Consider the following 524-nt stretch of genomic DNA (forward strand, 5'->3'; position numbering starts at 1 on the left):
GATCAACATGGCAATGCCGTGTACTTGGGTGAACGTGATTGTTCGATTCAACGCCGCCACCAAAAAGTCGTGGAGGAAGCCCCCTCTCCGTTCGTCGATCCAGAGCTTCGTAAGCGTATGGGTGAAGCCGCTGTGCAAGCTGCCAAAGCGTGTAACTATGTGGGTGCTGGTACAGTTGAGTTCCTGGTCGACGCAGAGAAAAACTTCTACTTCCTTGAAATGAATACGCGCTTGCAAGTTGAGCACCCTGTTACTGAATTAATCACGGGAACAGATTTAGTTGAATGGCAAATTAACGTCGCTGCAGGCGCTGAGCTTCCGTTAACGCAAGACGAGATCACGTTGACCGGCCACGCGATTGAAGTGCGTTTATATGCAGAAGACCCGCGCAATCAGTTTCTGCCTCAGACAGGAAAAATCCAACGTTGGAGCGTCAGCAATGCGATGGGAACTAGAACAGATGCAGGGATTCTTGAAGGCCAAGAAGTGTCTCCTTTCTATGACCCAATGCTAGCCAAACTGAT

At 49.8% G+C, this 524-nt stretch carries 1 pseudogene; it reads left to right on the forward strand.

The window, feature by feature from the left end:
* Positions 1-524 (forward strand): annotated as a pseudogene (locus tag A3738_RS01680) (3-methylcrotonyl-CoA carboxylase); the annotation flags it as partial.

It is taken from the genome of Oleiphilus sp. HI0066, assembly GCF_001635725.1.